Source organism: Ruminococcus hominis (genome assembly GCF_014287355.1).
Taxonomy (GTDB): Bacteria; Bacillota; Clostridia; order Lachnospirales; family Lachnospiraceae; genus Schaedlerella; species Schaedlerella hominis.
Genome location: NZ_JACOPE010000001.1, coordinates 1946986 through 1969075 on the forward strand (window position 1 = coordinate 1946986; position 22090 = coordinate 1969075).

General features: G+C 39.0%; 24 protein-coding genes. All 24 read right to left on the reverse strand.

All coding sequences use genetic code 11. From position 1 onward, the window contains the following. Window positions 1-68: 68 nt before the first annotated feature. A complete protein-coding gene (gene accD / locus H8S40_RS08585) occupies window positions 69-1796 on the reverse strand; it encodes an acetyl-CoA carboxylase, carboxyltransferase subunit beta (RefSeq protein WP_186865055.1) in 1728 nt (575 codons plus the stop codon). Next, window positions 1786-3150 (reverse strand): acetyl-CoA carboxylase biotin carboxylase subunit, encoded by a 1365-nt coding sequence (locus H8S40_RS08590; RefSeq protein ID WP_186865056.1) that lies wholly within the window; start codon window positions 3148-3150, stop codon window positions 1786-1788. The genes accD and H8S40_RS08590 overlap by 11 nt, the downstream gene beginning before the upstream one ends. Before the next feature lie 11 nt (window positions 3151-3161). Next, entirely contained in the window at window positions 3162-3590 is a 429-nt protein-coding gene (fabZ, locus tag H8S40_RS08595) for a 3-hydroxyacyl-ACP dehydratase FabZ (RefSeq protein ID WP_022075903.1), read from the reverse strand. A 34-nt stretch (window positions 3591-3624) separates the two neighbouring features. Continuing rightward, on the reverse strand, window positions 3625-4071 hold the full coding sequence (gene accB, locus H8S40_RS08600) for an acetyl-CoA carboxylase biotin carboxyl carrier protein (protein WP_186865057.1): 447 nt from the start codon (window positions 4069-4071) through the stop codon (window positions 3625-3627). Between the two features lie 48 nt (window positions 4072-4119). Beyond that, the gene (gene fabF, locus H8S40_RS08605) at window positions 4120-5358 is read right to left on the reverse strand and encodes a beta-ketoacyl-ACP synthase II (RefSeq protein WP_118724416.1); all 1239 of its coding nucleotides are present in this window, start codon (window positions 5356-5358) and stop codon (window positions 4120-4122) included. Between the two features lie 28 nt (window positions 5359-5386). Next, a complete protein-coding gene (gene fabG / locus H8S40_RS08610) occupies window positions 5387-6127 on the reverse strand; it encodes a 3-oxoacyl-[acyl-carrier-protein] reductase (RefSeq protein ID WP_022075900.1) in 741 nt (246 codons plus the stop codon). A gap of 14 nt (window positions 6128-6141) precedes the next feature. Next, window positions 6142-7068 (reverse strand): ACP S-malonyltransferase, encoded by a 927-nt coding sequence (gene fabD / locus H8S40_RS08615; protein ID WP_186865058.1) that lies wholly within the window; start codon window positions 7066-7068, stop codon window positions 6142-6144. Continuing rightward, window positions 7061-8041, reverse strand: a complete 981-nt coding sequence (fabK, locus tag H8S40_RS08620; RefSeq protein ID WP_279286789.1) for an enoyl-[acyl-carrier-protein] reductase FabK — start codon at window positions 8039-8041, stop codon at window positions 7061-7063. Before fabK ends, fabD begins: the two co-directional genes overlap by 8 nt. A 12-nt stretch (window positions 8042-8053) precedes the next feature. Next, on the reverse strand, window positions 8054-8281 hold the full coding sequence (acpP, locus tag H8S40_RS08625; protein WP_022075897.1) for an acyl carrier protein: 228 nt from the start codon (window positions 8279-8281) through the stop codon (window positions 8054-8056). Window positions 8282-8339: 58 nt separating this feature from the next. Then, complete coding sequence (locus H8S40_RS08630) at window positions 8340-9305, reverse strand: beta-ketoacyl-ACP synthase III (protein ID WP_186865059.1); 966 nt, start codon at window positions 9303-9305, stop codon at window positions 8340-8342. Between the two features lie 441 nt (window positions 9306-9746). Further along, window positions 9747-10667, reverse strand: a complete 921-nt coding sequence (gene tsf / locus H8S40_RS08635) for a translation elongation factor Ts (protein ID WP_186865060.1) — start codon at window positions 10665-10667, stop codon at window positions 9747-9749. Window positions 10668-10840: 173 nt separating this feature from the next. Further along, entirely contained in the window at window positions 10841-11587 is a 747-nt protein-coding gene (gene rpsB / locus H8S40_RS08640; RefSeq protein WP_022075894.1) for a 30S ribosomal protein S2, read from the reverse strand. A gap of 281 nt (window positions 11588-11868) precedes the next feature. Beyond that, window positions 11869-13020, reverse strand: coding sequence for a coiled-coil domain-containing protein (locus H8S40_RS08645; protein ID WP_186865061.1), 1152 nt, complete (start codon window positions 13018-13020; stop codon window positions 11869-11871). 191 nt (window positions 13021-13211) lie between these two features. Continuing rightward, complete coding sequence (locus tag H8S40_RS08650) at window positions 13212-14465, reverse strand: S41 family peptidase (RefSeq protein ID WP_118737417.1); 1254 nt, start codon at window positions 14463-14465, stop codon at window positions 13212-13214. Window positions 14466-14480: 15 nt separating this feature from the next. Then, on the reverse strand, window positions 14481-15650 hold the full coding sequence (locus tag H8S40_RS08655) for a murein hydrolase activator EnvC family protein (protein WP_186865062.1): 1170 nt from the start codon (window positions 15648-15650) through the stop codon (window positions 14481-14483). A 71-nt stretch (window positions 15651-15721) separates the two neighbouring features. Beyond that, window positions 15722-16675 (reverse strand): permease-like cell division protein FtsX, encoded by a 954-nt coding sequence (locus tag H8S40_RS08660; RefSeq protein ID WP_186865063.1) that lies wholly within the window; start codon window positions 16673-16675, stop codon window positions 15722-15724. Further along, window positions 16665-17351, reverse strand: coding sequence for a cell division ATP-binding protein FtsE (ftsE, locus tag H8S40_RS08665; RefSeq protein ID WP_022075889.1), 687 nt, complete (start codon window positions 17349-17351; stop codon window positions 16665-16667). The genes H8S40_RS08660 and ftsE overlap by 11 nt, the downstream gene beginning before the upstream one ends. 45 nt (window positions 17352-17396) lie before the next feature. After that, window positions 17397-18488, reverse strand: a complete 1092-nt coding sequence (locus H8S40_RS08670) for a PucR family transcriptional regulator (protein ID WP_022075888.1) — start codon at window positions 18486-18488, stop codon at window positions 17397-17399. Between the two features lie 202 nt (window positions 18489-18690). After that, window positions 18691-19362, reverse strand: a complete 672-nt coding sequence (locus H8S40_RS08675; protein WP_118737415.1) for a WecB/TagA/CpsF family glycosyltransferase — start codon at window positions 19360-19362, stop codon at window positions 18691-18693. Window positions 19363-19540: 178 nt separating this feature from the next. After that, a complete protein-coding gene (locus H8S40_RS08680; protein WP_022075886.1) occupies window positions 19541-19744 on the reverse strand; it encodes an alpha/beta-type small acid-soluble spore protein in 204 nt (67 codons plus the stop codon). An 88-nt stretch (window positions 19745-19832) separates the two neighbouring features. Further along, on the reverse strand, window positions 19833-20027 hold the full coding sequence (locus H8S40_RS08685; RefSeq protein WP_022075885.1) for a PspC domain-containing protein: 195 nt from the start codon (window positions 20025-20027) through the stop codon (window positions 19833-19835). A gap of 42 nt (window positions 20028-20069) precedes the next feature. Further along, window positions 20070-20894, reverse strand: coding sequence for a DUF4097 family beta strand repeat-containing protein (locus H8S40_RS08690; RefSeq protein ID WP_186865064.1), 825 nt, complete (start codon window positions 20892-20894; stop codon window positions 20070-20072). Next, entirely contained in the window at window positions 20891-21652 is a 762-nt protein-coding gene (locus H8S40_RS08695) for a DUF1700 domain-containing protein (protein ID WP_186865065.1), read from the reverse strand. The genes H8S40_RS08690 and H8S40_RS08695 overlap by 4 nt, the downstream gene beginning before the upstream one ends. Then, complete coding sequence (locus H8S40_RS08700; protein WP_118737412.1) at window positions 21649-21972, reverse strand: PadR family transcriptional regulator; 324 nt, start codon at window positions 21970-21972, stop codon at window positions 21649-21651. Before H8S40_RS08700 ends, H8S40_RS08695 begins: the two co-directional genes overlap by 4 nt. Between the last annotated feature and the right edge of the window lie 118 nt (window positions 21973-22090).

Here is a 22090-nt window from a genome sequence, read left to right on the forward strand (position 1 = left end):
TTTAATATGTCTTATCTTCTCCAATCCAATATAGTATAACACGTTGACAAGATTGAAACCACTATTTTTTAGATATTGCGAAATCGTTTATATCGGTGTTGAACCAATTCTTGTTTTGACAATGCTTTATATTTTTTCAGAAAACAATTTATTTTCTCATCCATGTTATCTTCAAGCTGCATCATATTTTCTCTGGTGAGCGGTTCTTCTTCTCGGATAACCTGTTCAATAATTCCGAGAGATTTTAAATCCTGTGCTGTCATCTTCATCACATCCGCCGCTTCTTTTGCTCGTTTACTGTCCTTCCACAAAATAGAAGCGAAGCCTTCCGGTGATAAAATAGAATAAATTGCATGCTCCATCATCCAAACTTCATCTGCGACTGCAAATGCAAGAGCTCCACCACTTCCGCCTTCACCGATTACAACAGATAATACCGGAACTTTCAATCCTGACAATTCATATAAGTTTCTGGCAATTGCTTCTCCTTGTCCATTTTCTTCCGCTTCAAGTCCACAGAACGCACCCGGTGTATCAACAAAACAAATTACCGGACGGTTAAATTTTTCAGCCTGTTTCATTAAACGAAGAGATTTTCTATATCCTTCCGGAGACACCATTCCAAAACGGTGTGCAATATTTTCTTTTGTGCCATGCCCTTTTTCCTGAACTAATATCGTTACCGGCTCTCCATGGAATTTTGCAACTCCTCCTATTACCGCCGGATCATCTCGATACAATCTGTCTCCATGCATTTCCACAAAATCTGAAAAAAGTAGTTGAATATAATCTTTTCCTGTCGGTCTGTTTTTATCTCTTGCAAGCTGCACATGATCCCATGCACTCATTTTATCCTGACATTCTAAGTCTTTTTCCGCTGCCGTTTGCATCTGTTCTTTATTTTTTACAAATTCAGTATTTTGTTCTGTTTTTGTTATATGCATATCTAAGATTTTTGATAAAGTAGAGCGCATTTCTTTTCTCTCTACGATTGCATCAATAAATCCATGCTCTAATAAAAACTCTGAACGTTGAAATCCTTCCGGCAGCTTTTGCCCAATTGTCTGCTCAATCACGCGCGGCCCGGCAAAACCAATCAAAGCACCTGGTTCTGCTAAAATAATATCTCCAAGCATTGCAAAGCTTGCTGTCACTCCACCCGTCGTAGGATCTGTCAGGACACTGATGTATAAAAGACCTTCATCACTATGCCGTTTTAATGCAGCTGAGGTCTTTGCCATCTGCATCAAAGATACAATCCCCTCTTGCATTCTGGCGCCTCCTGAACATGCAAAAATAATAATCGGAAGTTTTTCTTCTGTCGCTTTCTCAACCGCGCGTGTGATCTTTTCTCCCACAACTTCTCCCATACTCGCCATCATAAAACGACCGTCACATACAGCAACTACTGTAGGTATTCCGTTAATATTTAATTTACCTGTAACAACAGCCTCATCCAGGCCTGTTTTTTCTTTTAATTTATCCAGCTTTTCTTCATAGCCTTTAAACTGTAACGGATTTCTTGTCTGCAATCCTTTATCCCATTCCTCAAAACTATCCGGATCTGCAATCATTTGAATTCTACGATATGCATGCATACGGAAATAGTTCTGGCAATGTGGACAAATATAATTATTTTGCTTAACCTCTTCTACAAATACTGCGGTTTTACAAGCATTACATTTTTTCATCAAACCATCCGGTACTTCTGGTTTTCGTGCTGAAAATCTGGTTTTCTTCTCATTTACTGCATCATTTTTCACAGCAGTTCTTTTAAACATATGCTTAAATTTCATTGATATTTACTCCTGCAATTACATGCGTATTTAAAAATTCAATGTCAAAATTACCTGCCTGATAATCTGGATTTTGTAGTATCTCAAACTGATAATCGACATTTGTATCAATTCCCTCTATAATAACTTCGCCAAGAGCACTCTGCATTTTCGCAATGGCATCTTCTCTCGTTTTACCGCAGACAATTAACTTTGCCAGCATGGAATCATAATATGGTGAAATATGATAGCCACTGTAAATATCCGTATCTACACGAATCCCCTGACCTCCCGGTAAATGTAGCTCTGTAATCTGTCCCGGAGAAGGCCGAAAATGTTTCATTGGATTTTCTGCATTGATTCTGCATTCAATTGCATGTCCCTGGATTTTAACATCTTTCTGTGTGATTGAAAGTGGTTCTCCTGACGCGATTTTTATCTGTTCTTTGATGAGATCCAAGCCTGTCACACACTCTGTTACCGGATGTTCAACTTGTATACGAGTATTCATTTCCATAAAATAAAATTTTTCATTTTTCTCTAATAAGAATTCAATTGTTCCGGCATTTTCATAATGAGCCGCTTTCGCTGCTTTCACTGCTGCTTCTCCCATTTTCTTTCTTAATTCTTCAGAAACCGCTGCCGAAGGAGATTCTTCTATCATCTTCTGATGATTTCTTTGGATAGAACAATCACGCTCTCCAAGATGAATTACATTTCCTTTTGAATCAGCCAGAATCTGAAATTCAATGTGTCGCGGATGTTCTACAAAATGCTCTATATACATGGTTTCATCTGCAAATGCCATCTTTGCTTCCTTTTGTGCTGTCTGAAATGCTTTTGTAAATTCATTTTCTGAATATGCAACACGCATTCCTTTTCCGCCGCCTCCAAGAGCTGCTTTGATAATAACCGGATAACCGATTCTTTCTGCCTCTTTTAATCCTGTTTCCACATCCAGCACAGACTCATCTGTTCCCGGAATGACAGGCACACCTGCACGTGTCATTGTGTTTCTGGCTTCCTGCTTATTTCCAAGACATTGAATTACGGAAGAATTTGGCCCTACAAAGGTGATTCCACATTGTTCACACAACTGAGCAAATTTTGCATTTTCAGACAAAAATCCAAATCCAGGATGAATTGCATCTGCACCTGTCACCATCGCCGCACTGATAATACTTTCCATATTTAAATAACTCTCTGATGAAACACTCGGTCCTATACAGACTGCTTCATCTGCCAGCTGTGTATGGAGGCTTTCCTGATCTGCCTCTGAATAAACAGCTACAGACTCTATCCCCATTTCTCTGCATGCACGAATAATACGCACCGCGATTTCTCCTCTGTTGGCAATCAATAATTTCTGAATCATACTTCAACACCTTATCCAATCATAAATGTTAATTCTGCTTTTACTGCAACTTTTCCATCAACAGTCGCAATTGCTTCTCCAATACCTACCGGTCCTTTTTGTTTTATAATTTTTGTTTCCAGACGAAGCTTGTCTCCCGGAACGACCTTTCTTTTAAAACGGCATTTATCAATTCCTCCAAAGAACGCAATCTTCCCTTTATTTTCTTCCTGCGAAAGAATTGCAACTGCTCCGGTCTGCGCCAGTGCTTCTACGATCAAGACACCTGGCATTACCGGCTGCTGTGGAAAATGTCCTTTAAAAAAATCTTCACGAAATGTTACGCATTTATATCCGACAGCATATTCCCCCGGTACATAATCTTCAATATAATCCACTAATAAAAATGGATGTCGATGAGGAATGATTTCCTCAATCTGTTTTACATCTAAATGATTCATCTACATTTCCTCCATCTGCCATTCATCAAGACCTCTACTCAACGCAAAATAACGGCTGTCCATATTCTACCGCATCTCCATTTTCTACATAAATTTCGACTATTTTTCCATCAAAATCGCTTTCAATATCATTCATCAGCTTCATTGCCTCAACAATCGCAACGACCTGTCCTTTTTTTACCGTATCCCCAACACTTACAAATGCAGGTGCATCTTCGGCAGGGGCTGCATAGAATGTTCCAACCAGTGGAGATTTAATGATTTTTCCTTCTGGTTCTACTTTCTTCTCTTGCTGTCCTGTTGTTACTGTGTCGTCTTTTAAAATAATCGGTTCTACATTTTTTTCTGTTGTATTTGTCCCTAATACAACTTTTTTCCCTGCCTTCATTGAAATCTTTATGTCTCCATTTTCATAATGAAAAGAAGACAATTCTGAAGCAGAGACATGATCTATTAATTCTATAATCTGTTCAAAATCCATGTTTATCCCCTTACATATCACTCTGTATACACTATATGAAATGAATTTTTATGCTTCATATTTTTTAATCAATATACTTCCATTATGCCCGCCAAATCCAAGTGAATTACTCATTGCATATGTAATTTCCTGTTCTGCCGGTGCTCCAACCATATAATTCAAATCAAGTTCCTCATCCACTTCTTGAGTTCCGACTGTCTGGTGGATAAATCCGTCTAAAATAGATTTTACACAGACAATAAATTCTACTGCTCCTGCTGCTCCGAGCAGATGGCCAATCATAGACTTTGTAGAATTGATTTTTAAATTTGATGCTGCATCACCAAAAGCTACTTTCACTGCACGTGTTTCAAACAAATCATTATGGTGTGTACTTGTACCATGTGCATTGACGTATTCAATCTGTTCCGGCTTTACATCTGCCTCTTTCATTGCGTCCACCATAGCCCTTGCTGCACCGCTTCCATCTTCTGCCGGTGATGTAATGTGGAAAGCATCTGCTGTGGCACCGTATCCTACAACTTCTGCAAGAATTTGTGCACCTCTTGAAACTGCATGCTCTAATTCCTCCAGAACTACAATTCCTGCACCTTCGCCCATAACAAATCCGTCCCTGTCTTTATCAAATGGAATTGATGCTCTCATTGGATCATTGCTTTCTGACAATGCTGTCAGGCTGGTAAATCCAGCTACCCCAATTGGACAAATAGAACTTTCTGTTCCTCCTGCCAACATCACATCCGCATCGCCATACTGGATTGCACGAAATGCATCACCAATACAGTGCGTACCTGTCGCACATGCTGTTGCTACATTTGTACATTTTCCACGTGCACCTACAGCGATAGATACATTTCCTGCTGCCATATTTGTAATCATTTTAGGAACGATTAACGGGTCCACTCTAGATGGTCCTTTTGTCAGGATTTTCTCCACCCCGGCTTCTGCTGCCTGCAGGCTTCCCACTCCGGAGCCAACGATTACGCCGACACGAAACGGATCTTCTTTTTCCATATCAAGACCTGCATCTTTTACAGCTTCCATTGCTGCTACAACTGCATATTGCGAGAACAATTCCATTCTCTTTGCTGTTCTAAATCCAAGGATATCTTTTCCCGAAAAATCTTTTACTTCCGCAGCTATTTTTACTTTGTAATCTGTTGTATCAAATCGTGTGATTTCACTGATTCCAACATGTCCTGCTTTGATGCCACTCCAAAAAGATTCTACATCATTTCCAATTGGTGTAATCGCACCAAGCCCTGTTACTACTACTCTTCTTTTCATAATGCCTCCATCTATTGTTCGTACTCTTCTACATTGCCATTCCGCCATCTACACACAGCACTTGCCCTGTAATATATCCGGCTTCCTCAGATGCCAGAAATGCTACTGCTTTTGCTACGTCTTCCGGTCGTCCAAATGTTCCCATTGGAATCTGTGTCTTCGTTAATTCTTTTACTTTTTCAGAAAGTACCGCTGTCATATCTGTCTGAATAAATCCCGGCGCAATTGCATTGACTGTAATATGTCTGGATGCAAGCTCTTTTGCCGCAGATTTTGTCATGCCGATAATTCCTGCTTTTGATGCCGCATAATTTACCTGTCCTGCATTTCCGTGTAAAGCAACTACCGATGCAAGATTGATGATCCTTCCTGATTTCTGCTTCAACATTGGACGTGCCACATGATGAATACAGTGGAACGTTCCTTTCAGATTGATATCGACTACCTCAGAAAAATCAGCTTCGCTCATACGCATCAGCAGACCGTCTTTTGTAATTCCGGCATTATTTACAAGAATATCAATCCTTCCATAAGTTGATACAATATCCTCTATAAATGTCTTGCATGCCTCGAAATCAGCCACATTACACTGATAAATCACTCCATCTCCACCCTCATTTTGGATTGTTCTCAACGCTTCCTCTGCTTTTTCTTTTGAACCATTGTAATTTATAACAACAAAAATGCCCTGTCTTGCAAGTTCTAAGGCAATTGCTTTTCCTATTCCTCGGGATGCTCCTGTTACAATTGCAATTTTCTTTTCTGACATAGTCTGTAACCTCTCTATTTTCTACTACATTCTTGTACAACTTTCTCGATATCCTCTACCGTCTGTACATTGTATACTTTTACATTACGATTAATTTTTCTCATAAACCCTGCAAGTGTTTTGCCAGGTCCGATTTCTACAAAAGTATCCACACCTTCTGCTATCATCGCTTCTACACTTTGCTGCCATTTTACAGGTGATGAAATCTGTTTTGCCAGAAGACTTCTGATTTTCTGATGATCCTTTACAAATTCTGCTGTTACATTTGTAACGTACGGGATTTGTAATTCAGAAATTGTCACTTTTTCTAATACATCTGCAAGTTTCTCACCCGCTTCTTCAAGCATTGCTGAATGAAATGGTCCGCTTACATTTAACGGAACTACCCTTTTTGCCCCTGCTTCCTGCAATTTTTTGCTGGCTTCTTCTACGGATTCTTTTTTTCCTGTGATTACAATTTGTCCCGGACAGTTATAATTTGCTACACTAACATCCGAAATTGCGTCGACTACTTCATCAATTTCTTCTGCTGTCATACCAAGAACCGCTGCCATTGCTCCTTGCCCCGCCGGAACTGCCTGCTCCATAAGGATTCCTCGTTTTCTTACAGTCGTAATCGCATCTTTCACGCTGATTGCCCCAGCTGTTGCAATAGCACAATACTCTCCAAGACTTAACCCTGCCGAAATATCCGGTTCAATTCCTTTATTTCGTAATACATCTGCCATCGCCAGACAAGTAGTTACTAATGCAGGCTGCGAATACTCTGTCAGATCCAGCTTATCATTTTCCTCAAAGCAAAGTGCTTTTATATCCAGGTCAAGCCATTCGCATGCACTGTCAAATATTTCTTTTACGTTATCAAATGTTTCATAGAAATCTTTACCCATGCCCACTTTTTGTGCTCCCTGGCCTGGAAAAATAAATGCAAGTTTATTCATGGATTTTCGTTCCTTTCAATAAATATTCTGCCTCATTGTTTAACTTTTGGATAAGCTGTGCACAGGTCATTTTTTCTTTTACCATACCGGCACTCTGGCCTGCCATTACGCTTCCTGTCGTAACGTCTCCTTCAACAACAGCTTTTCTAAGACCACCCAGTGTCATTAATTCCAGTTCTTCAAAAGATGCTCCTGCTGCTTCTTTCTTTAAGTATTCTCTTGTCATCTGATTGCGAAGTGCACGCACCGGATGACCTGTTGTTCTTCCTGTAACCTTAGTATCGATGTCTTTTGCTTTCAGAATACGCTCTTTATAATTTTCATGAACCTGTGACTCTTCTGTAACAACAAAATGAGTTCCTACCTGAACAGCTTTCGCACCGAGCATAAATGCTGCCGCTACACCACGGCCGTCTGCTATTCCACCTGCTGCAATAACTGGAATGGAAACTGCATCTGCTACTTGTGGAACAAGCACCATCGTTGTAGATTCTCCGATATGACCTCCGGCTTCACAACCTTCACAAACAACAGCATCTGCTCCACATCGTTCCATACGAACTGCCTGCGCTACGGAAGCAACCACCGGAATTACCTTCACTCCGGCTGCTTTCCACATCTCCATATATTTTTCCGGATTTCCTGCACCTGTTGTAACAACCTGCACACCTTCTTCAACGATTACTTTTGCAACTTCATCGGCATTTGGATTGAGCAACATAATATTTACTCCAAATGGTTTATCTGTCAGTTTCTTTGCCTCTCTTACCTGCTCGCGTACCCAGTCTGCCGGTGCACTAGATGCACCGATAATGCCAAGTCCGCCTGCCTCAGATACTGCTGCGGCAAGGTGATATTCTGCCACCCATGCCATTCCGCCTTGAATGATTGGATATTCAATTCCAAGTAATTCGGTAACTTCCGTTTTCATATAATTAATTGCCTCCCGTATGTCTGCGCTCTTACCTTGCATCAATTAAATTTTCTATGCCTGCAATTTTTCTACTTCTTTTTCGATATCTCCAAGTGTCTTAATATTTTCTAATTCTTCTGTCTCGATTTTTACGTCGAACTCTTCTTCGATTGCCATTACCATTTCAAACAGATCAAGTGAATCTGCTTCCAAATCCTCTTTAAATCTTGTCTCTGCTGTCAATGAATCTACATCTACTCCTAATGAATCTGCTACGATTTCTTTAATTCTTTCCATCATGATTTTAATCTCCTTTTTATTTCCATTTTGTTTTAAATTTGATAGTCTTATTTATCTACTACCACTGGATCAGGCTTGCTCCATATGACAGCCCTGCTCCAAATCCTGCAAGAACAAGATAGGTTCCTCTTTTTAGTCTTCCGCTTCGATTCAACTCATCTAATAGAATCGGGATACTGGCCGATGACGTGTTTCCATATTCTTCCATATTTGTTGGAAAATATTTTATGTCCACTTTCATTCGTTTTGAAACAGATTGCACAATCCGCCTATTGGCCTGATGTAAGATAAATTGGGAAATATCCTCTACGTTTTTCTCTTCTTGTTTTAGCAGTTCTCCAATTGCCTCCGGTACTTTCGATACCGCAAATTTGAATACTTCACGTCCATCCATCTGGATAAATGTTTCTTCTGCACAAGGCTGACTTTCATATTGTTTTTGATTGCGGCAGTCAACCGTTAAAACTTCTCCATCACATCCTATAGACTGTGTATACTGTGCGTATCTTCCTTCTTCTGATGCCTCTAACACAACTGCACCGGCTCCATCACCAAACAAGATACATGTACCCCTGTCTTTCCAATTCACCAGATTTGATAAGCTCTCTGTACCAATTACCAAGACTTTAGAATAAATTCCCTGTTTGATGTAAGCTTGCGCGGTATTCAGCGCAAATAAGAATCCTGTACATGCTGCATTCAGATCAAAACACGTAGCGCGTTTTGCCTCTATCATTGCCTGTACTTCACATGATGTACTCGGCATAATCCTTCCGGGCGAAATCGTTGCAACCAAGATTAAGTCAATCTCTTGTGCTGAAACATTGGCATCTTCCAGTGCCCTCTTTGCTGCTTCTGCTGCCATATATGCAGTTGTTTCATTTTTTCCTGCTATGTGGCGTCTCGCCACACCAGTACGTTCCTGTATCCACTCATCACTGGTATCAACCAATTGAGTTAAGACTTGGTTATCCCACACTTCTTTTGGAATATAGGAACCTGTTCCGCTTATTCTTCCTACCATAGTCCTCTTCCTGTTGCCGGTCATAATCATCTGATTAGCTCATTTATTAGCAGCAACTTCTTTCCGTCATTTATTTTTGTTTTAAAATATTTTGACTATCAAATTATATCATTATAAAAGTATTTGTCAATATGTTTTTGTGATATTTATTAATTTTGGTAGTCGCTATCCGTGCGTCGCACGATAAATATAAAAAGTGCCTCACGATATCCGCACAAGTACTCTTAGCTCGATTCCGCTTCACTTCATCTCGTTATCCGTGCGTCGCACGATAAATTAAAAAGTATCTCAAAACATCCGCACAAGCACTCTTAGCTCGATTTCGCTTCGCTTCATCTCGCTATCCGTGCGTCGCACGATAAATATAAAAAAGAACCCTCGCTCACAAGTAAACTTGTGTCGAGGGTTCTTTTTTATATTTACCTTGCTTGTGCTAGACGCTTACATTCCAGCCTGAGCTGCAACTTCTGCTGCGAAGTCGTCAACTTTTTTCTCAAGACCTTCACCTGTCTCGAAACGAACGAATTTCTTAACTGTTACGTTAGCATTGTTCTCTTTAGCTACTTTTTCTACATATTTAGCAACTGACAGATCACTATCCTGAACGTATACCTGGTCAAGCAGGCAGATTTCTTTCATTTCTTTGTTAAGACGTCCAATGATCATCTTCTCAATGATGTTAGCTGGTTTCTCTGGATTCTCTTTCTGAGCCTGAGCAAGAAGGATTTCTTTCTCGTGGTTCATGAAGTCTTCAGATACCTCTGCACGTGATACATATTTTGGAGACATAGCTGCAACCTGCATTGCTACGTTTCTTAAGCAAGCTTTGATGTCATCGTTAATAACATCTGTATCAGCTTCAACTAAAACACCAATACGTCCGCCACCGTGGATATAAGATACTACACATCCGTCTGTTACAACTTTCTCAAATCTTCTGATGTTCAGATTTTCTCCGATTACAGCGATTTTCTCAACAAGAGCTTCTTTTACTGTCTTTGTTGTATCAGCTTCCCAAGCCTCAGCCATGAATGCATCCATATCTGCTGCATCTGAATCTGCTACCTGATTAGCTACTGCCTCAACAAATGCCTGGAAATCAGCATTCTTAGCAACGAAGTCTGTCTCAGAGTTAACTTCTACGATAGAAGCTACTTTATCATCTTTTACTACAGTTTTAACAATACCTTCTGCTGCAATTCTTCCTGCTTTTTTCTCAGCTTTAGCCTGTCCGTTCTTTCTCAGGTACTCTACTGCTGCATCCATATCACCATTTGTCTCACCAAGAGCTTTTTTGCAGTCCATCATTCCTGCACCTGTCATCTCTCTTAATTCTTTTACCATGCTTGCTGTAATTGCCATGATCTTATCCTCCATTTTTATACTTTTTAAGGAATACTAATTCTTTAGTTTCCATTATTACATATGTTTGTCCATATAGTAAACCCACTTTTGTAAATTTTTTCTATATGAAACAATTCGGGAATGAAAAAATGCTTCAGCCTGATTAATCAGGCTGAAGCATTCGAGTCATCTTACTCTTCTACAGCCTCTTCAGCTACTGCTTCCTCAGCATCTTCATAATATGCTTCTTCTGCTGCTCCCTGGTTTGCTTCGATAACTGCATCAGCCATCTTAGAAACGATCAGTTTTACAGCTCTGATTGCATCATCATTACCTGGAATAACGTAATCCAGTTCTTCTGGATCACAGTTTGTATCAGCGATACCGATCAATGGAATTCCCAATGTGTGTGCTTCCTGTACGCAGATTCTTTCTTTCTTAGGATCTACGATAAAGATAGCGTCTGGGATTCTCTTCATCTCTTTGATTCCGCCAAGGTTTTTCTCAAGTTTAGCCCACTCTTTTTTCAGCTCAATAACTTCTTTCTTTGGCAGTACATCGAATGTTCCGTCTTCTGACATTGTCTCGATGTCTTTGAGTCTCTTAATACGGCTCTGGATTGTCTTGAAGTTTGTAAGCATACCTCCAAGCCATCTCTCATTTACATAGTACATTCCACAACGCTCTGCTTCTGTTTTGATAGCATCCTGAGCCTGTTTCTTTGTTCCTACGAAAAGTACTGTACCACCATTAGCTGCGATATCAGCAATTGCCTGATATGCATCGTCAACCATTCCTACTGATTTCTGCAGGTCGATGATATAGATACCATTTCTCTCTGTGTAGATGTATGGAGCCATCTTAGGGTTCCATCTTCTTGTCTGATGTCCAAAATGAACACCTGCTTCTAAAAGCTGTTTCATTGAAATAACGCTCATGTTACTTTCCTCCATTTGGTTTTAGTCTTCCGCATGTTTATCTTTATTCCCCAAGACCATCTCACATTTCGTGAAATTAGGCACCAGAAAGGGCAATCCGCATGCGTGTTTTTTCGCAACGATAATAGTTTAGCATAAACACTTATGAATTGCAAGGCTTTTTTCACTTATTACTATTAGCTGATTTTTCAAGAAGAAATCCCTTAAAACACTCTGTGTTTCAAGGGATTTCTTCTTATTTTTAATCTTTTATCATTCGTATTTTATATAATTGGTTATCTTTAGTAACGAACGTAAATCATACCGCCCTGAACAGGTCCCACAATAACACCAACGCCTTCTGTTGCTGCATGGATCATCTGTCCTCCACCGATATAAATACCACAATGGTTTGCGTTAACGCAAACATCTCCTGGCTGTGGATCACTTACTTGTGTCCATCCAAGGAATGTATATGTAGTTCCGAGTCTTGTATAACTTCCTGTCAAACAATAGCTTACGAATCCGGAACAGTCAAACGCTCCCGGCGAACAAGCTCCCCATACATATGCGGCTCCAAGCTGGCTGTATGCACGGCTTACAACTGAACCTCCATCAACCGATGGTGCTGACGGTGCTGGTGCTGGTGTCGGTGCTGGTGTCGGTGCTGGTGCTGGTGTCGGTGCCGGTGTAACAGTTGTTGTTCCCCCTGTATTTGTTGTTCCGCTATTATTTGTAGTATTACTTGCAACGGTTGTGTTTGATGCTGCATTATTCTGTGCTGCTTTTTCTGCGGCTTTCTGCTCAGCTGCTGCCTTCTCAGCTGCTGCCTTCTCCAATGCAACTCTTGCTGCTTCTTGAATCATACTGTCCAGGTTACTAATCTCTGCACTCTTGCTTTCAATTGTTGTATTCAGTTCATCAGACTGTGCCTGATATTCACCTTCCAGATTCTGAAGCTTTGCCTGATCTTCTTCCAGACCACTCTTCAAGTCCGTTACCTGCTGTACTGTATTCTGATATTCTTGTAACTGTGCTCTGTCATATGAATGCACTTTCTGTACATATTCAGCCTGAGTCAAAACCTCCGCGATACTTCCTGATGAGAGGATGCGTTCCATTGCTGAACCATCACCTTCTTCATACATGTATTTAATACGGAGTTTCAAATCTTCATACTGCTGCTGTTCTTTCTGCTGAGCCGCTTCCAGATCAACTTCTGCCTGCGAAATCTGCTGACCTTTCTCAATCAACTGTGTCTCAAGATCATTCATCTTTGTCATCAATGAATTTAACTGATCCTGCAAAGAACTTACTTCACTCTGCTTTTCAGCTTTCTCTGCTTCCAATGAAGACTGTTCTTCACTCTTTGGTGCTGCAAATACCGGAGTAGCCACCATTGAACAAGATAAAACAACTGCCAGTATTAAGCCTTGTACCTTCTTAAACTTCATCTTACCACCTATTCCTTATTTTATACTTTTATTCCCCTTCAAAATTATAATCCACTGTTCTCCGAACTGTTTCCGTCAAACATTTTAATTCTGGGAATTTTTCAGTTTCTTTATCATACTTTAATAAGTATAATACATCAGTGTCGATTATGCAATAGTTTTTAACAATTCCGTAACATTTGTTTTAATTATTATTTTTCACTCTGCATTTTCTGCTGAACTACTTCCATTGCTTTGTCCAACTGATTATCAGCAGTCGGATCATTTTCGTCTGCCTGATATTCAACTTCTACATCCGGAGTTACGCCTTTCTTATTAATGCTGCGTCCATTCGGTGTAAAATACTCTGCAATTGTAATTTTCATAGCTGTTCCATCGCCAAGATCAAGAATCTGTTGTACAACTCCTTTTCCGTATGTTGTAACTCCGACAATGTCCCCAATTCCATAATCTTGTATTGCTCCTGAAAAGATTTCTGATGCACTTGCACTATATTGATTTACAAGCACTGCTAATGGTTTTGTAAACTCGTGACTTCCGTCAGATTTATACTCTTCAACATTTCCTGCTTTATCTTTCACAGATACGATTGTGCCTTTTGGAAGAAGCAATTTTAACATATCTGTTACAGTATCCAGATTTCCTCCTGGATTACTTCTCAGGTCAATAATCAAGCCTTTCATTCCCTGACCGTCCAGATCATTCAAGGCAGTCTCAAACTGCGAAAGTGTTACTTCGTCAAATTCACTGACTGCAATATAACCAACCTGATTCTCTTTCATTTCATACACAACTGTCGGAGTTTCAAGTTGTTTTCTTGTTGCCTTAAGTTCCAGTTGTTGTCCATCACGCACAACATGAAGTGTTACATCTGTACCTTCTTCTCCTCGGATCCAGCTCACCACCTCATCGAGGGACTGGTCGGATATTGTATGGTCATCTACTTGGTAAATCACATCTCCTTCTTTTAATCCGGCCTCTTCTGCAGGTGAATCTTTATATACTTTAGAAATCACAACTTCATTACTGGTTGTATTCTGCAACAAAGCTGCTCCGATACCCGTATACGTTCCACTTACACTTTCCTGTAAAGCATCTGTTTCTTCTTCATTGTAATACACTGTATATTTATCACCCAAGGCATTTACATATCCTGCATAAATCCCCTGTTCCAAAGCATCCTGGTCAATCTCATCTTCATACAAATAATATTTATCAATAATTGCCTGTATTATCTGCAGTTTATTTTCTACCTGTTTTTTCTCTGATGAGGAAAATATATGTATACCTGATACAATTGCCGTACAAAAAATTCCGACTCCCACAGCCAAACATAACGTAACTGCCGCTCCGCAAAGAACGCCTTTCCAGAATTTTTTCTTTTCTCGCTTTTGTTCTTGTTCAATCTTTTCTTCTAGTTCTGTTTTTTCCTCTAATGGATTCATTATTCATACACCTCATTACAGATAATTCTGTGGATTTACTGCTGAACCATTCAATTCCACCTGAAAATGCAAATGAGCTCCAAATGAATTACCTGTGTTTCCTACATATCCAATCTGTTGTCCTGCTGATACTGTCTGTCCCGCTGATACGCATAATGCAGAGTGATGCATATATTTTGTAACAAGACCATTTCCATGATTGATAACAACCCAGTTTCCTGCACTATTGCTCCATCCTGCAATCACTACAGTTCCCGATGCTGCTGCATATGTCGGTGTTCCCTCGCCTGCCGCAAGATCAAGTCCCTTGTGAAAAGCTCCATCAAAATCACGATAGCCGAAAGTACTTGATACATATGCACCCGGGCACGGATTTACAAATTGACCATTTCCCACCACTGTATTACTTGAACTTGGTGGAACATAAGTACTTCCGCCACTATTTGAATTACTATTTGTACTCTGAGCCGGTTTTTGTGCAGCAGCTGCGGCTGCTGCTGCGGCGGCTGCTTCTTCCTGTTTTCTCTTTTCTTCTTCTGCCTGAGCAATCAACGCTTTCAACGTAGAAGCGTTCTCTCCAATCTGCTTTTCCAAATCTGCAAGCTCCACATTTGTATTATCCAGCATTGTCTGAACTTCTTCTTGCTTACTGATCAACTCATTCTGTAATACTTCCAACTCTGAATATTCTGTCTGTAATGCTGCTTCTTTTTCTTCAACATCTTTTACGATTGTCTGAAACTGATTTAGCATATCCCTGTCATAATTTGAAATTTGTGAAATGTATTCTGCTTTATTTAAAAAATCCCCAATATTCTCACTTTCAATCAAAATTTCAATTAACTGTGTATTGCCATTCTCATACATGAATTTAATGCGTTTTTTCATGCTATCATACTGATTATTTTCGTCAACCTTAGCATTTACCAGTTCCGTCTCCGCTGTCTCAATTTCTGACTGTTTAGCTGTCAGTTTTTCCTGTGCTTTTTCCATGTCTTCTACAATTCCAGACAGCTGTTCCGTGAGAGAATTCTTTTCTGCCTCTGTAGAGTTTTTTTGTGACTGTAGCTGGTCTGCTTTCTTCTGTGCCTCTTCAATGGTTGTCGCATGTACATTCACAGTCATCCCCATACTCATAGTCAGTGCCAAGGCCCCACTAATTACGCGCTTTGTTTTTCTTTTCATATTTTCACCCATATTATTAGTGTACGATACCTATGGCATCGTACACCTTCATAAACTCTATGTAACTTTTATCAAACTTTCAAATGCTTACGCACTGTGAAATAACTTCCGATAAATCCAATTCCTACTCCTAAAAGTAATCCGATTGGCAATAAGTAACGATATACTGTTGTTACCGGAAGGAATTCGATAATATTATTTAAAATTGCAAATTTAACTAAAATATATGAAACCGCTTTTCCATACAGTACGTATAATATTCCTAATGGAATAACAGCTCCGATAATTCCCATGATAAGACCTTCAATTACAAATGGAGAACGAACTACGAAGTCCTTTGCTCCGATATATTTCATAATTGCAATCTCTTCTTTACGAACTGTAATACCCATTGAAACTGTATTGCTGATCAGGAAAATAGAAACTCCAAATAAAATCAGGATAATCGCAATAGATATATATGCCACCAACACATTCACACTGGAAAGTGTATTTGCAACAACATCTGACTTATTTACCTTACGAACTCCATCCAGACCTTTTGCAAAGTCAACCAGCTCTTTCTGTGTTGCTGCAAGTGATTTACTTTTTGCAATTAAATCTTGTCCTTTATCATCTACCGTTTTCATATATACTTCGTAGTTATCTGAACCTGCAAGCGGGTTATCATTTTTAAATCCATCTGCCAGTTCCTTATTATCTGCAAAGTATTCATCTTTAAACTTATCCCATGCATCGTCTGCCGACACATATTGCACTTCAAGAACATCATCCCTGCTCTCAAGCTGTTTACCAATATTACTAATCTGATCCTCTGTTGCATCTTCGTTAAAGAAAACTGTGATTACTACACCTTCTTCAGCTGTTTTAATAATATACTGAAAATTCAGCAAAATTGATGCAAATAATCCAAAAAGGAAGATACATGCCGACATTGTTGCGATAGCGGCAATTGAAAACATCTTGTTTCTTCCGATATTCTTCACACCTTGTTTTCCAACATATCCTAATGTACTAATCCTCATCTATATACCCACCTTTTTGTTCATCACTTACGATCACACCTTGTTTCATTGTGATAACTCGCTCGTTCATCTCGTTTACGATTTCCTGGTTATGTGTAACAACAAGTACTGTTGTTCCACGCTCGTTAGCCTCTTTCAGCAAACTCATAATCTCCCATGAGTTTGTCGGATCCAGGTTACCAGTCGGCTCGTCCGCTAACAAAATTGCAGGTTCATTTACAATTGCTCTTGCAATCGCAACTCTCTGCTGTTCTCCACCTGACAGTTCTTTTGGATAGGATTTGTATTTCTGTGCAAGACCTACCAGTGATAATGCAGCCGGTACTTTTCTCTTAATCACTCGTGTCGGTGTCTCAGTAACTCGCAATGCAAAGGCAATATTCTCGTAGATATTACGATCCTTTAACAAACGGAAATCCTGAAAGACAACTCCAAGTCCTCTTCTGTATTTTGCAATGTTACGATGTTTCATACGATTCAGATTCTGTCCGTTAACAATAATTGTACCGTTGGTTGGATCAAGTTCTTTCATGATCAGACGAATCAGTGTTGATTTTCCTGAACCGCTGTCTCCTACAATGAAAACGAACTCGCCACGTTCGATCTTAACAGATACACCATTAAGAGCTGCATTTCCCTTCGTGTACTCTTTCGTTACATTCTTTAATTCAATCATATGCTCCTCCTAATTATTTCTACTCCTTTGTATTCCCCAATACATTTAATACTCTAATGTTTCCATATATTTCATATACTTCACTACCATCAGCGCAATCTTAAATGTGATTGCATCTTCAAAGACACGCAAATCCAGACCGGTACTTTTCTGAAGCTTGTCCAGACGATATACCAATGTATTTCTATGGATATACAATTGTCGAGATGTCTCTGACACATTCAGGCTGTTCTCAAAGAACTTATTGATCGTAGCCAATGTTTCTTCGTCAAATTCATCCGGTGATTTCCCCTCAAAAATTTCTTTGATAAACATCTTGCAAAGTGGAAGTGGTAACTGATAGATCAAACGGCCGATTCCAAGTGTACTGTATGCAACAATATCTTTCTCATCAAAGAATATCTTACCGACATCCAATGCCATCTTAGCCTCTTTGTAAGACTTAGATACTTCTTTGATGTCATTCACAACAGTACCATATGCAATATGGATATGTTCATCTCCCGTATCCTCTTTCAGAATACTCAACATATCTTTTGCCATCTTATCCATCTCTTTACTTCCATCTTTTTCAGACAGTTCTTTCACGACAATAATATTCTTTTCATCTACAGCTGTGATGAAGTCTCTAGATTTTCCTCCTAAAAGGCTTCTGACATTATCCAATGCCGCACTGTCTTTTTCTCTCGATGTTTCAATAATAAAGATAACACGTTTTGCATCTGTGTCAATATGTAATTTTTTGGCGCGGTTATAAATATCCACCAATAACAGGTTATCCAAGAGCAGATTTTTTATAAAATTATCCTTGTCAAAACGCTCTTTGTAAGCGATTAATAAATTCTGAATTTGGAAGGCGGCAATCTTTCCAACCATGTATACATCTTCATTCTCTCCATCTGCAAGAAGAATGTATTCTAACTGCTGCTCATCAAATATCTTAAAAAATTGGCATCCTTGAATTTCCTGGCTATCTGCAGGTGATTCCCCGAACGACAGTACCACATCTTCATAGTTATGCCCGTTGTCTGATGTAGTAGCCAAAACTTTGCCCTCCACATCAAACACACAAAAATCAATTCTGGAAATTCCTTTTAATCCTTCAATTGTATTTAGAAGTATTTGATTTGTTATCATCTTTTTTTCCTCCACTGGCTCATTCAAATTCATGTGCAGTTTTCACAAACTTTTTTCTAGTCATTCGCACTCTGTAAGTCTATATATTTTATATACTAATGCAAAACTGCAAAAAAATAAAGACAAAATCCTTATTTTTTATGCATTTCCTCATATTTATTTACAATTTTTTAATTTTTTCAACCTATACAGAGTTCACAAATCAGCCTTTCTGTGTTTTTCCTACTTGATAGCGAAATAATCTTTTCAGAATGAAATATTTGAATTTCCCACTTGCCTTTTCCTCTTTTTTTTGTTGGTTCAACAAGAAAGTGCATCCAAACCATACTCTTGCGTTTAAAAGTGCTTTACTCTCTGCAATAAATTTTTCCTGCCATGGATAAGATAATCCCGATAATATGCAGTCCGGCTCTACACCATTAATCATATTAATCACTGCTTCTTTACTTCCACTTTGAGCCGAGATTACTGCTTCTCCAACAAATTGTATTCCTTTTCGGTAAGTTTCGATTCGTTCTTTTAATAATTTGCTCGCTTTTTCATCTTCTGTAAGCAAAAAAACTTTCTTTTTATTTTTCACTAAATACCTAAAAAACAATCTGACGAATGTGTTATTCTCCAAATCCTGTATTGCATTCTGATCCGTCACCTCTGCGCTTTCTAAAATTTCACGCTCTGACGGAAGTAATAAATCGACAGACTGTAATGCTTGTTTCCATTCAGCATCATCTTGTCCTTTTAACAATACTTCCATTGGAATAAGTTCAATTGTACTGACACTTTCCCCTCCCATATACCGCATCACTTGCCTCATTGCCTTTTTTGCAGTCAGCAGGTTCAGTTCAATGTCAAAAACATTTATCTTTTCTTCCATTTTCCCACCTATTTTTTCAAGTCAAACGCATGTGATTCCTCACAAAGCGATTATCTCAGTCGTACAATTGTACCAAAAACACTTTCCAATTTCAACTATTTTTATCAATTTTATCTCTTCAACGCAATATATTCATAGTTTTTTCATTTGATTTTCTTCAATTTTTCACATTTTCTTTTTACTTTTTATTTTCGTTCTTTTGCTTTTCTTCCCTTCTTCGCTTCGTGATCAAGCCACCAATTCTGCCTGTTTCTTTAGATGATAATGATTTCCATCCTGATTCCATTACTTTGTCTAGAAGGCCTAATTCTTCAGCAATTTCGTATTTCAGTTTTTCATCTTCTTCTAAGCATTTTAGATCTATCGTTTCTTTTTTCATCATGGATACCCCTTTCTTTTTTTCAGAGTATACCCATAAATGCAAAAAGACATTCTACATGAATGCCTTTTCTCATGATTCTATATTCTTTCTAGAAAGCAGACGGCTCATCTGGAATGATCACAGCTGCAATAAAATACGCTAATACACCTGTTCCGAAACTGCATGCAGCCAGAAGCACCATTCCTAATCGAACCAATGTTGGGTCGATATTAAAGTATTCTCCTACACCTCCACATACACCACATAACATTCTGCTTTCTTTTGATCGATATAATTTTTTCATGATATGTTCTCCTCTTCATATTATATTTGTATAAATCACTTGCTACTTTTGAAATTTCACCTGAACCTGACCGATTCCACATTCTATATATAATTCTTTTTTTGCTCCATCACGAGAAATCTCTGTACCTGAACCAATCCCACCACATGACCTGCCTCCTACAGTAACTTCTCCCAGAGAGCTTTCCACTTGGTACTTATATTCGTCCTCTCTTCCTTTTGCCTGATAAATGATACTTCCGACTCCACATTCAACTTCTGTTGATTCTGCTTCGCCTGCAATCTGCATTTCTCCTGCTCCACACTGAAATTCTGCACAATTTGAAACAAATTGTTCTATCTTTGCCTGACCGGCTCCTACTTCTACCTTTAATTCTTCAACTTGTATCTGACTGATATATAAGCTTCCAGCTCCCACCGAAATATCTGCTTCTTGTAATGAACGAGATGGAACTTTTATTCTTATCGTTGCCTTTGTATTATCTGACAATAATTTCTTAATTCTTTTTGAATCTCCCAATTCTATCTCTAATGAAGACTCGTCTGTCGTATAAGAGATTTCATTTAAAACATTGTCCGGAATATCAACCGTTTCTACTGTCAAATATCTGCCATCATACTCTTCGAGCTGTACATTCACCTGCGATACATCTACGTCCAGCTCTTTTATTCCATAAAATGTCTGCTGTTCTTCTCCTTTTATTTCCAAGTCATTTTCCGCTTCAAAGGTTATATAATCAAAATCCCTATCTTTTACAATACTTCTAAAAAATGAACCGCCTAATATCACACCGACAATACAACAAATCACTCCGATTGCAGCAAGGCTGCCACAAATCGCCCAGAATATCTTCCATTGCTTTTTCATACATTACCCACCGCCTTTCCTCGATAAAATGGCCATCTGCAAATATTAACAAAAATTCGAAATATTGCTGGATACATAACCATACACAATCTTACAGTTGCAACCGTTGCCACCAGACCAAGTGCCAACATAATCAATCCGACACCAACCATTATCATCGCCGATGGGAATCCAACTGCTGCCACGATTCCAAGTACAGCTACTGCGATTCCGGCTATTCCAATCCCCACTGATGCGACCACCAGACCTGCAAAGACTGCAAATGCCGCTATCACAAGTCCCAATACAGCAGCTACAATTCCTATTCCAACCGGAACCACAACCGGTGCACCAACCAGGATAATTGCAATGATCAAGATGATTTTTAATGTCTTGCTCGTCCATGGTTTCTGCCCTTGTCCCATGTTATTATAAGAACTATGATAATCCTGCTCTCCAAAAGCTTCATTATATGAATAGGTGTCCCCTTCTTTTGTCCGCGGGCTTCTTGCGGCAGGTGTTGCTTTTTCCTCAAATCGTTCATCCTGAAATCCAGATTCTGTAAATTCACCATTCTGTTCACTTCCTGGTTCCAGATTCAGACATATAGTTGAGGCAACCTTCTGCGGAGTACCTAGTTCCTCTATTACCTGCTGCTCATTCTCAGCTCCTGCATCATCAAAATAATCTTCATAATATTGCAGTGCTTCTACTCTTTCTTCTTCTGATATTCCTATGAGCAGTTGGCTTAATTCTTCCATAAATTGTTTGCGGTTCATACTCCCACACCCCCTTCAAATATATCCTGTATCTTGCTAGAATAGTTCTTCCATTCAATTTTATATAAATTAAGCTGTGCCATTCCCTTTTCCGTTACTTTATAATAACGTCGGTTTCTTCCGTCATAACTCTTATCGTATACTTCCAGACATTCATCTTTCTGCAGTCTCCTGAGCACCGGATATAAAGTAGATTCCGATACATCAATTGCTTTACGTACATCCTGTGTAATCTTATAACCATAAGTACCCTCAGTTTCTCTTGACACAACAGCAAGAACAATCGCGTCCAATAAGGCAGCACCTGTGTTAAATACCATTCCATCACCTCATTTATGTATCATATTATTCTATTTGTAATATTATTTCTTTTCCAATATTATATGTCATATAATATTGTTTGTCAACTAGGTTTGTTAATAAGAAAACTCTTCCTAT

Coding starts and splice junctions, on each gene's coding strand:
- fabG (WP_022075900.1), bottom strand. CDS start 6,127: ATGTCAGAAAAGAAAATTGCAATTGTAACAGGAGCATCCCGAGGAATA.
- tsf (WP_186865060.1), bottom strand. CDS start 10,667: ATGGCAATTACAGCAAGCATGGTAAAAGAATTAAGAGAGATGACAGGT.
- acpP (WP_022075897.1), bottom strand. CDS start 8,281: ATGATGGAAAGAATTAAAGAAATCGTAGCAGATTCATTAGGAGTAGAT.
- H8S40_RS08660 (WP_186865063.1), bottom strand. CDS start 16,675: ATGAGGATTAGTACATTAGGATATGTTGGAAAACAAGGTGTGAAGAAT.
- accD (WP_186865055.1), bottom strand. CDS start 1,796: ATGAAATTTAAGCATATGTTTAAAAGAACTGCTGTGAAAAATGATGCA.
- accB (WP_186865057.1), bottom strand. CDS start 4,071: ATGGATTTTGAACAGATTATAGAATTAATAGATCATGTCTCTGCTTCA.
- H8S40_RS08590 (WP_186865056.1), bottom strand. CDS start 3,150: ATGATTCAGAAATTATTGATTGCCAACAGAGGAGAAATCGCGGTGCGT.
- H8S40_RS08645 (WP_186865061.1), bottom strand. CDS start 13,020: ATGAAGTTTAAGAAGGTACAAGGCTTAATACTGGCAGTTGTTTTATCT.
- fabZ (WP_022075903.1), bottom strand. CDS start 3,590: ATGAATCATTTAGATGTAAAACAGATTGAGGAAATCATTCCTCATCGA.
- H8S40_RS08655 (WP_186865062.1), bottom strand. CDS start 15,650: ATGAAAAGAAAAACAAAGCGCGTAATTAGTGGGGCCTTGGCACTGACT.
- H8S40_RS08675 (WP_118737415.1), bottom strand. CDS start 19,362: ATGGAAGAAAAGATAAATGTTTTTGACATTGAACTGAACCTGCTGACT.
- H8S40_RS08695 (WP_186865065.1), bottom strand. CDS start 21,652: ATGAACCGCAAACAATTTATGGAAGAATTAAGCCAACTGCTCATAGGA.
- fabK (WP_279286789.1), bottom strand. CDS start 8,041: ATGCAAGGTAAGAGCGCAGACATACGGGAGGCAATTAATTATATGAAA.
- fabF (WP_118724416.1), bottom strand. CDS start 5,358: ATGAAAAGAAGAGTAGTAGTAACAGGGCTTGGTGCGATTACACCAATT.
- H8S40_RS08630 (WP_186865059.1), bottom strand. CDS start 9,305: ATGGTAGGAAGAATAAGCGGAACAGGTTCCTATATTCCAAAAGAAGTG.
- H8S40_RS08685 (WP_022075885.1), bottom strand. CDS start 20,027: ATGAAAAAATTATATCGATCAAAAGAAAGCAGAATGTTATGTGGTGTA.
- fabD (WP_186865058.1), bottom strand. CDS start 7,068: ATGAATAAACTTGCATTTATTTTTCCAGGCCAGGGAGCACAAAAAGTG.
- H8S40_RS08670 (WP_022075888.1), bottom strand. CDS start 18,488: ATGATAACAAATCAAATACTTCTAAATACAATTGAAGGATTAAAAGGA.
- ftsE (WP_022075889.1), bottom strand. CDS start 17,351: ATGATTGAATTAAAGAATGTAACGAAAGAGTACACGAAGGGAAATGCA.
- H8S40_RS08690 (WP_186865064.1), bottom strand. CDS start 20,894: ATGAAAAAGCAATGGAAGATATTCTGGGCGATTTGTGGCAGCCTTGCT.
- rpsB (WP_022075894.1), bottom strand. CDS start 11,587: ATGAGCGTTATTTCAATGAAACAGCTTTTAGAAGCAGGTGTTCATTTT.
- H8S40_RS08700 (WP_118737412.1), bottom strand. CDS start 21,972: ATGGTATTTAACACAGGTGCTGCCTTATTGGACGCGATTGTTCTTGCT.
- H8S40_RS08680 (WP_022075886.1), bottom strand. CDS start 19,744: ATGATGAAAAAAGAAACGATAGATCTAAAATGCTTAGAAGAAGATGAA.
- H8S40_RS08650 (WP_118737417.1), bottom strand. CDS start 14,465: ATGAATCCATTAGAGGAAAAAACAGAACTAGAAGAAAAGATTGAACAA.